Raw genomic sequence first — 8,618 nt, forward strand, 5'->3', positions numbered from 1 at the left:
CGGGCGAGCTCGCGGCCGCGGGCGGCGACCACGCGACGGCGTTCGGCGCCTACACCCGCGAGATGCGCGGCTTCGTCGACGCGTGCCAGAAACTGGCCGAGGGCAACGGGAAGTGGTTCGTCCCGCCGACGCGCGGGTGGCTGAGGTTCCGCAACCTGAACTACCGGCTGCTGCCGTACCTGCCGTGGCGCAAGCTGATCGAGCAGCTGCCGCTCAAGGCGGGCAACGCCATCACGCTGAAGCCGTATGCGGTGGCGCCGGCGTGACGCCGCGGCGTTCCGCGATGCCGGCCATGTTCTCCTCGCCCCAGTCGCCCAGCGGCAGCAACGCGGTGTTCAGCCGCTGACCGAGTTCGGTCAGCGAGTACTCGACCTTCGGCGGGATCTCGTGGAACACCTCGCGGTGCACGACCTCGTCCGCCTCCAGCTCCCGCAGGGCCTGGATCAGCATCTTCTCGCTGATCCCCGTCATCTTCCGCTTCAGCTCGCCGAACCGCAGCGGCCCGGCGTGCAGGGCCCAGAGGATCAGGGCCTTCCAGCGGCCGCCGATGACGTCGACGGCCGCGTCCAACCCGCAGCGGTACGTTCGAGGCTGCATCCAGGATCCTTACGTTTTGGTGGGTACCTGACTTATTAGTCGGTACTTGTCCAGTGTAAAGCGCGTCAGCAGCATGGAACCCATGGGAGAAAGCAAGAAACACGTGGGCGTGCTCGGCCTGGGGCGGATGGGCGCCGCCCTCGCCGGCGCGCTGCTGGGGGCGGGACACGACGTCTCGGTGTGGAACCGGTCGCCGCTCAAGGCGGGACCGCTGCTCGACCGCGGCGCCCGCCTCGCGGCCACGCCGGCGGAAGCGGCTTCGGCGGACGTCGTCCTCAGTTGTCTGTCCACATACGACACTCAGCGGCCGGTGCTCGAGGCCGCCGCGCTCGCCGGCCGGACGCTGGTCAACCTCACGTCCGGGACACCGGAGCAGGCGCGTGGCACCGCGAAGTGGGCCGCGTCCGAGGGCATCGGCTACGTGGACGGCGTGATCATGGCCGTCCCGCAGGGCATCGGCACACCGGCGGCGCAGATCCTCTACGGCGGGTCCGAGGCGGCCTTCGCGGCCCAGCGCGACGTGCTGGAAGTGCTGGGAACGCCGGTGTTCCTCGGCGAGGACGCCGGGCGGGCGGCGCTGTTCGACCTGGCGCTGCTCGGCATGATGTGGTCGACGATGGCCGGCTACCTGCACGCGCTGGCGCTGGTCGGCACCGAAGGCGTCACACCGGAGCAGTTCACGCCGATGGCCGCGGCGTGGCACACGGCCGTCGGCGGGTTCCTGCCGGGCCTCGGCGCCCAGGTCGCCAGCGGCGACTACGCGACCGACGTGTCCGCTTTGGACATCAACGCGGCCGGGCTCGCCCTGCTGGTCGAGACGAGCCGGGCGCAGGGGATCAGCACGGCGGTGCCCGCAGTGCTGCGCGAGTTGTTCGACCGGGCGGTCGCGGCGGGCCACGGAGAGCACGCGATCGCCAGCGTCATCGAGGAGATCCGGTGAAGTACCAGGGAAAGAAGGCAGTGGTCACCGGAGGCACCCACGGCATGGGGCTGGCGGTGGTGCGGGCCCTCCTCGACGGCGGCGCGGAGGTCCTGCTGACCGGCCGGGACGTGACGCCGCTGGCGGGAACGCTGCCGGGGAAGGCGCACCTGCTGTCCTCGGACGCGTCGAGCTTGACCGACGTCGCCGAGCTGGGCGAGGTGGCCGCGGACCGGCTCGGCGAGCTGGACCTGGTGTTCGTCAACGTCGGGTTCTCGACGCTGACGCCGTACGAAGAGGCAACCCCCGAGCTCTACGACCGGACGTTCGACGTGAACACGAAGGGCGCGTATTTCACGGCCCGCAGGCTGGCCCCGCTGGTCCGGCCCGGCGGCGCGTTCGTGTTCACGACCTCGGTCGCGGCGGAGGCGGGCATCGCCGGAATGGGCTTGTATTCGGCGGCGAAGGCGGCGGTGCGGTCGTTCGCCCGCACGTACGCGGCCGAGCTGGCCCCGCGCGGGATCCGGGTGAACGTGGTCAGCCCCGGCTACACCGACACGCCGACGATGGGAGTCACCGGCGTACCGGAGTCGGTGCTGGCGGAGTTCAAGGCCATCGGCGACGAGGTGACACCGCTGAAGCGACACGCAACGGCCGAGGAGGTAGCGGCGGCGGTGCTGTTCCTGGCGTTCGAGGCGACGTTCACGACGGGTGCCGACCTGCCGGTTGACGGGGGGTTGGGGCAGCGCCTGACTTTGCCCGCGTGAGGTGGCCGCCGCTCGGGCCGGTTGCGCCGGTGGCGCTGGTCGGGCGGTCGGGCCGGTGGCGCTGGGCGGGCGGTGGGACCGGTGGGCCGCACGCGCCGGTCGGGCCGGTGGGGCCCGTGGGCCGCTTGAGCTGGTAGGGCCGGCCGGGCCGGTGCGCCGGTTGCGCTGGGCGGGCGGTGGCTCACTCTCGCCGCGTGAGGTGGGCGGCTAAGCCGGTGCGTCCCGGTGCTCGGTCGGGGTGGAGGACCAGGTCTTCGTCGTAGTCGCCGCCGTTCTGGGGGCGGAAGGGGATCGGGTCGGTGGTTTGCAGCGTCCGCAGGCGTTCGCGGAGGAGGTCTCGCGCCTCGGCGAACTCGGCGTCCGACTTGCGGTCGGCGCCGTAGACCGGCACCGGGGGCAGGACCGACATGCCGGCGTAGAAGAGCGTTCCGTGCTGCAGGGGGAACAGGACCTCGTCCAGCGCGCCGTTCACCCCGCGTGGCCCCATGGACGGCTCGCGGGCACCCGCGGTGAGCACCACCATCGCGCGCTTGCCCGCGAGCCGGCCCTCGCCGTAGCGCAGGGTTCGGCCGTCCTCGGCGCGGATGCCGTAGCCGAAGCCCTTGACGAAGACGCGGTCGAACCAGCCCTTGAGGATTGCCGGGAGGCCGTACCACCACAGCGGGAACTGCACGACGACCGCGTCCGCCCGATCCAGCTTTTCCTGCTCGGCCACGATGTCCTCGCTCAGCTCGCCGGCCGCGTGGGCCCGCGCCGATGCCGCCCCGACGATCAGCCGGCCGTCCCCGGCTTCGGTGCCGAAGTCGGCCGCGTCGACCACCGGGTTCCACTTCATCGCGTACAGATCCGACTCCCGGACGTCGTGACCGAGCTCGCGGAGCGTCCGGAGCCCGTCGTCGCGGAGGGCCCCGCTCAGCGAGCGGGGCTCGGGATGCGCGAATACCCACAACACGTTCATGCCCCCGATGATCACTCCGCCGCACAGCCCGATCGAGTGGCCTGATAGCCAACATGTGCAAGAATCGAGCCATGGCCGAATTCGTCCACCCGAACCGCCACCACGTCGCAGTCCTGGTCCGCCACGGCATGCTCGTGATGGAACTCGGCATCGTCCACCGGCTGTTCGGCCAGGCCCGCTCGGCGGCAGGGGAGCCGCTGTACGAGGTCGTGACCTGCACACTCGAGCCTGGCCCGGTGCGCACCGACGCGGACTTCGCCATCCCCGTCGACCGCGGGCCCGAGGTGCTGGCCGAGGCCGACACGGTCATCGTCCCGGCGTCCCTGGCCGAGTACGAGCCGATGGCGCGCGTGCTGACCCCGCCGCTCGAGGCCGCCCTCGGCCACATCCCGGCGGGCGCGCGCATCGCGTCCATCTGCACCGGCGCGTTCGTGCTCGCCGCGGCCGGCCTGCTCGACGGCCGCCGGGCCACCACCCACTGGCGCTCCGCCGAGGAGCTGCAGGACCGCTTCCCCGAGGTCGACGTCGACCCGTGCGTCCTCTACACCGACGACGGCGACGTCCTGACCTCGGCGGGTGTCGCCGCCGGGATCGACCTGGTGCTGCACATGATCCGCCGCGACCACGGCGCGGCGGTGGCCAACGAGGTCGCCCGCGGCACGGTCGTCTCCCCGCACCGCGAAGGCGGCCAGGCCCAGTTCGTCCGGCGGCCCGTGCCGGAGCCCCGCACCTCGTCGACCAAGGCGGCGCGGGCCTGGGCCCTGGAGAACCTGCACCGGCCGCTGACCCTGCGCGAGCTCGCCGCCCGCGAGGCGATGAGCACGCGCACGTTCACCCGCCGCTTCCGGGAGGAGGTCGGCATCTCGGCCCTGCAGTGGCTGACCCAGCAACGGGTCGAGCGCGCCCGCCAGCTCCTCGAGGAGACGGACCTCCCGGTCGACCGCGTCGCCACCGAAGCGGGGTTCGGCACGGCGGCCTCGTTGCGCCAGCACTTCCAGGCGGCCCTCGCGGTGTCGCCGAGCGCCTACCGGTCGACGTTCCGTGGAGAACTGGCTGTTCAATCAGCTTGAAATTTCGCTAGCTTCACCTCCCATGGACGACTTTTATGTCAGCCAAAGCCGCTTCACCGACCCGGGCCCGCACGCGGACTGGCTCGACGCCACCCCGCGCGACCTCGCCGCCCTGCGCGAAGCGGCGTCCCAGCTGGTATTCCACTACTGGGGCCAGGGCGCCATCACCGAGCACGGGTTCCCGGCCGCCCGCAACGACGAGATCACCCTGCGGTACGCCGCGGACATGTGGGCGCGCCTGCGTGAGCTCGACCCGGCACCGCCCGGCGAGCCGCGGCCGCCACTGCACCGGATCGTCGGCTGCTGCCGCGACTTCACGCTGCTGTTCGTCTCGATGGCCCGCCACCACGGCATTCCGGCGCGCGCCCGCGTCGGTTTCGCGAGCTACCTCATGCCCGGCTGGTACCTCGACCACGTCGTCGCCGAGGTCCGGACCGCCGAGGGCTGGCGCCTGGTCGAACCCCAGCTGCCGGCGGGCTTCCGCGATCCGGTGGACGATGTGCAGTTCGACCTCCTCGACGTTCCCCGTCACCGGTTCCTGCCCGCACCCGACGCGTGGACCGCGGCCCGTTCGGGCGAGCTCGACCCGGCCCTGGTGGTCGTCTCGCCGGACCTGGACGTGCCGTTCCTGCGCGGGATCCCGTACGCGTGGCACAACCTCGTGCTCGACCTCGCCGCGCTCAACAAGCACGAGATGCTCCAGTGGGACGTCTGGGGCGCACTCGACGATTCCGTCGCGCTCGCCCCGGCCACCGTCGCCCGCGCCGACGCACTGGCCGAGCTGATGGCCACCGCGGACGTCGACCGGCTTCAGGCCGCCTTCGCGGCCGACGACCTCCGGGTGCCACCGGTGATCCACACGGTCACCCCGCCGGGACAGCTTCCGGCCGAGGTAGTGCTTCGCTGACCTCGGTCGCCGTCCGCACGAACCGCGCGATCCGCTGGTCCCGCGCCCCGGCCGGCCAGGCGAGCGCCAGCGAGTACGGCGTGGCGTCGACGACCGGCCGGTAGACGACGTCCGCCCGCGCACTCAGCTCGGCGACCGACGCCGGCAGCAGCGCCACCGCCTGCCCGAGCGCCACCGTCTCCAGCAGCTGGGCGCTGTCGTGCACGATCGGCCCCGGCGTCACCGGCCCGCCGGTCACGTCCTGCCCGGACCAGTACGCCCGGTCCGCGGCCGAGGACAGCGGCCAGCACGGCGTCGGCTGCCCGGCGAAGTCGGCGCAGGTCAGCACGGCCCGGCCGGCGAGCTCGTGGTCCGCCGGCAGCGCGGCCACCCGCGGCTCGCTGTACAGCACCTCGACGTCCAGGCCGTGGTGGGCGCTGCCCTGGCAGCCGAGCACAGCCACGTCGGCCCGGCCGTCCCGCAGCATCTCCGTCTGCTCGCCGAACCCGCTGACCCGCACGTCGACCGGATCGGGATGCGCGTCCGCGATCCGCCGCAGCAGATCGGTGGCGACGCCCGGCTTCGAGGTGACGACGAGCGCCGGCGTCCGCTGCGCCGCCCGCCGCGTGCGCCGGACCGCGGCGGTGACAGCGTCCAGCGCCTTCGCCGACTCGGCGAAGAGGACGGCCCCGGCCGGCGTCAGCGAGACGTGCCGGCTGGTGCGTTCGAAGAGCTGCACACCGAGCCGCCGCTCCAGCAGCCGGATCGCGCGGGACAGCGGTGGCTGCGCCATCCCGAGCCGCTCGGCGGCGCGGGAGAAGTTCAGCTCTTCGGCGACCGCGCGGAAATACCGCAGCTCACGGACCTCGACATCGTCCATACCGGGAGAGTATCGCGGCAGAGTCCACAGGTCTTTCCCTTTCTGATTCGCGCATGGTGGGCTTGGTGTCGATAACTCCACAAAGGACGGACATCCGATGACGGGATCTCAGCAGAACAACAAGGAAGTGGTCCTCGCCTTCCTCCGGCTGGCCTTCACCGAGAAGCGCCCGGCCGACGCCTTCGCCGAGTACGTCGGCGACGGCTACGTCCAGCACAACCCCCACGCCCCGGCGGGTGGGGAGGCCTCGGCCCGCTACCTGGCCGGGTTCGTGGCCCGGTTCCCCGGCCTCAGCCTGGACGTGCGCCGGGTGATCGCCGAGGACGACCTCGTCTGCACGCACAGCCTGCTGCGCCTGACGCCCGGCTCGCGTGGCAGCGCGATCGCGGACGTGATGCGGGTCCGGGACGGCCGGATCGTCGAGCACTGGGACGTGGTGCAGGAGGTCCCGGAGACGACGGCGAGCGGCAACCCGATGATCTAGGCGGGCTGTCCCGCGCCGCGGGACGTCACGCCTCGGCGGCCGGGCCCGGTTCGGTCTCCGTCGGGGCGATCCCGTGGAGGGCGGCGCTGACCACCGCGTCCACCGGCGGCGGGTCGAGAGGGGCCGTGTGCGGGAAGACCGCCGTCAGCACCGAGGCGTGGCAGTAGCCGACCAGCATCGCCGCCGTCGCGTCCACTTCGGACTCCACGCGCAGGCGGCCCAGTGCCCGTTCCGCCTCGAGGTAGGCGACCAGCCGGTCACGCCAGTAGCCGGACCGCTCGCTGATCTCCGCGAACCGCTCCAGCACCCTCGGCTGGGTGACCAGGCCGCTGAACGCCGGCACGAGCACCTTGTGCAGCGCCAGGCCGAACTCCAGGTGGCGGCGGAGGTTCCCGGTCAGGGTGCCTTCGCCGGGCACCGGCAGCTCGCCCAGCTCCGCCTCCGTCGTGCGCACGTGCTCCAGCAGGGCCCGGGCCACCAGCTCCTCCTTGTCGGAGAAGTGGTTGTAGAGCACGCCGTCGGCGACGCCCGCCATCCGCGCGATCTCGCGCACGGTCATGCCGGTCGTGCCGTGCGTGGCGATCATCTTCTGCGCGGTCTCGAGCAGCAGGTCGTGCAGTGACTGCCCGTCCCGCTGGGCGGCGGCTTTCCTCGGTGACATCACCGCCATCGTACGGGCGCCGCGTTACGGCCTCCTTCCCGTGACCAGCCACGCCGTGCCGCGCAGCCGGACCGCGTCGGGGCCCGCGAACGGTTCGAGCGCCACGGCGAGGGCCTCGGTCGCCTTGGCCGCCCGCGCGTTGTCGACCAGGCCCAGGTGGTGGCGGACCGGCCCCCAGTCCGCGATGAACCGCGTCGCGTCGGGGACGTCCCGGCCCCAGACCTGGCCGGCCTCGACGCGGGTGCACACCACGTCTTCGAAGCCGGCTTCGGTCAGCACCGCCCGGGTGCGGTCCGGGTCCGCGAACGACGTCGGCCCGCTGCCGTCCGGCCCGGTCGGCTGCGGCAGGTACGCCGCCAGCGCGCCGAACACCCGGCCGAGGTCGGTACCGGACAGCGCCGTCATGCAGAGGAACGCGAGCCGCCCGCCGGGGGCGAGCGCGCGCCGGACGTTGCCGAACGCCGCCACCGGGTCGGCGAAGAACATCACCCCGAACCGGCTGACCGCCAGGTCGAACCCGCCCTCGGCGAACGGGTGGACCTGGACGTCACCCTGCTCGAACGTCACGTTCGGCACCTCGGCGGCCCGCGCCCGCGCGGTCGCGAGCATCGGCCCGGACAGGTCGACGCCGACCGCGGACCGGGCGCGCGCCGCCGCGAGCCGCGTCAGCTGGCCGTTGCCGCAGCCGATGTCGAGCACGCGGTCGCCCGCGCGCACTTGATCGAGCAGATAGCCGTTGAAGCCGCTGTTCACCGCGTCGTAGCGGTCGGCGTGGGCCGCCCAGTGCTCCCCTTCGTACCCGTTCCACGCCTCGGCCTGCGCGGTGTTGACGATCCCGGTCATCCCCATCCCCTCCGTGGTGAACACACGTTCATGAACACATGTTCATGCTCCCGCCGGCCACCCCCGCTGTCAAGGCATCGGCCACCCGCCCGCGGATGTCGGCCAGGTGGCAGATCTTCCGGCCGGGTGAACGCGGAAGACTTCTCGTCAGCAGGGCAAACCGCCTCTGACCAGCCAAAAGGAGTTCGAAATGGCCGACGTCATCGCCAACATGTCCATGTCCCTCGACGGCTTCGTGGCCGACCCGGAAGACCGCATCGATCACCTGTTCGAGTGGTTCGGCAACGGCGACGTCGAGGTCCCCACCGCCGTCGACTGGGCCACCTTCAAGACCTCCGAAGCCAGCGCGAAGATGCTGCGCGCGGCGACGGAGAACGTCGGCGCGCTGATCACCGGCCGCCGCCTGTTCACCCTCACCCAGGGCTGGGGCGGCGCGCACCCGATGGGCGTCCCGGTCTTCGTCGTCACCCACGAAGAGCCCGCGGACTGGCCGCACCCGGACGCGCCGTTCACCTTCGTCACCGACGGCCTCGAAAGCGCCGTCGAGCAGGCC

At 72.4% G+C, this 8,618-nt stretch carries 11 protein-coding genes and 1 pseudogene; 7 read left to right on the forward strand and 5 right to left on the reverse strand.

The features are described from left to right. Positions 1-266 (forward strand): annotated as a pseudogene (locus CCN39_RS32405) (FAD-dependent monooxygenase); the annotation flags it as partial. Here the strand turns inward: CCN39_RS32405 and CCN39_RS32410 are convergent. Next, entirely contained in the window at positions 232-597 is a 366-nt protein-coding gene (locus CCN39_RS32410) for a winged helix-turn-helix transcriptional regulator (protein WP_208630482.1), read from the reverse strand. The pseudogene CCN39_RS32405 and the gene CCN39_RS32410 sit on opposite strands and share 35 nt — an antisense overlap. 82 nt (positions 598-679) lie before the next feature. Between CCN39_RS32410 and CCN39_RS32415 the strand changes: the two genes are divergently transcribed. Further along, the gene (locus CCN39_RS32415; protein ID WP_244211095.1) at positions 680-1,537 is read left to right on the forward strand and encodes an NAD(P)-dependent oxidoreductase; all 858 of its coding nucleotides are present in this window, start codon (positions 680-682) and stop codon (positions 1,535-1,537) included. After that, positions 1,534-2,283, forward strand: a complete 750-nt coding sequence (locus tag CCN39_RS32420) for an SDR family oxidoreductase (protein ID WP_086848496.1) — start codon at positions 1,534-1,536, stop codon at positions 2,281-2,283. Before CCN39_RS32415 ends, CCN39_RS32420 begins: the two co-directional genes overlap by 4 nt. A 181-nt stretch (positions 2,284-2,464) precedes the next feature. Here the strand turns inward: CCN39_RS32420 and CCN39_RS32425 are convergent, their stop codons facing one another. After that, positions 2,465-3,241 (reverse strand): NAD(P)H-dependent oxidoreductase, encoded by a 777-nt coding sequence (locus CCN39_RS32425; RefSeq protein ID WP_086848508.1) that lies wholly within the window; start codon positions 3,239-3,241, stop codon positions 2,465-2,467. 71 nt (positions 3,242-3,312) lie between these two features. On the opposite strand from CCN39_RS32425, the gene CCN39_RS32430 reads away from it, so the two are divergent. Next, positions 3,313-4,311, forward strand: coding sequence for a GlxA family transcriptional regulator (locus CCN39_RS32430; RefSeq protein WP_086848498.1), 999 nt, complete (start codon positions 3,313-3,315; stop codon positions 4,309-4,311). Between the two features lie 22 nt (positions 4,312-4,333). Continuing rightward, positions 4,334-5,218, forward strand: coding sequence for a transglutaminase-like domain-containing protein (locus CCN39_RS32435; protein ID WP_086848500.1), 885 nt, complete (start codon positions 4,334-4,336; stop codon positions 5,216-5,218). On the opposite strand, the gene CCN39_RS32440 is transcribed toward CCN39_RS32435, so the two are convergent. Further along, positions 5,175-6,077, reverse strand: coding sequence for a LysR family transcriptional regulator (locus CCN39_RS32440; protein ID WP_086848502.1), 903 nt, complete (start codon positions 6,075-6,077; stop codon positions 5,175-5,177). The genes CCN39_RS32435 and CCN39_RS32440 overlap by 44 nt on opposite strands. A 97-nt stretch (positions 6,078-6,174) precedes the next feature. Between CCN39_RS32440 and CCN39_RS32445 the strand changes: the two genes are divergently transcribed. Next, positions 6,175-6,561: a nuclear transport factor 2 family protein gene (locus tag CCN39_RS32445; RefSeq protein WP_086848504.1), complete on the forward strand. Its 387-nt coding sequence runs from the start codon at positions 6,175-6,177 to the stop codon at positions 6,559-6,561. A 25-nt stretch (positions 6,562-6,586) separates the two neighbouring features. Here the strand turns inward: CCN39_RS32445 and CCN39_RS32450 are convergent, their stop codons facing one another. Then, positions 6,587-7,231: a TetR family transcriptional regulator gene (locus tag CCN39_RS32450; RefSeq protein ID WP_086848506.1), complete on the reverse strand. Its 645-nt coding sequence runs from the start codon at positions 7,229-7,231 to the stop codon at positions 6,587-6,589. A gap of 15 nt (positions 7,232-7,246) precedes the next feature. Then, complete coding sequence (locus tag CCN39_RS32455; RefSeq protein ID WP_086848510.1) at positions 7,247-8,065, reverse strand: class I SAM-dependent methyltransferase; 819 nt, start codon at positions 8,063-8,065, stop codon at positions 7,247-7,249. 190 nt (positions 8,066-8,255) lie between these two features. Here CCN39_RS32455 and CCN39_RS32460 point away from each other — a divergent pair. Further along, the coding region (locus CCN39_RS32460; RefSeq protein WP_434781136.1) for a dihydrofolate reductase family protein at positions 8,256-8,618 on the forward strand (363 nt) is incomplete at its 3' end.

It is taken from the genome of Amycolatopsis kentuckyensis, from assembly GCF_002155975.1.
In the GTDB taxonomy this organism is placed as follows: domain Bacteria; phylum Actinomycetota; class Actinomycetes; order Mycobacteriales; family Pseudonocardiaceae; genus Amycolatopsis; species Amycolatopsis kentuckyensis.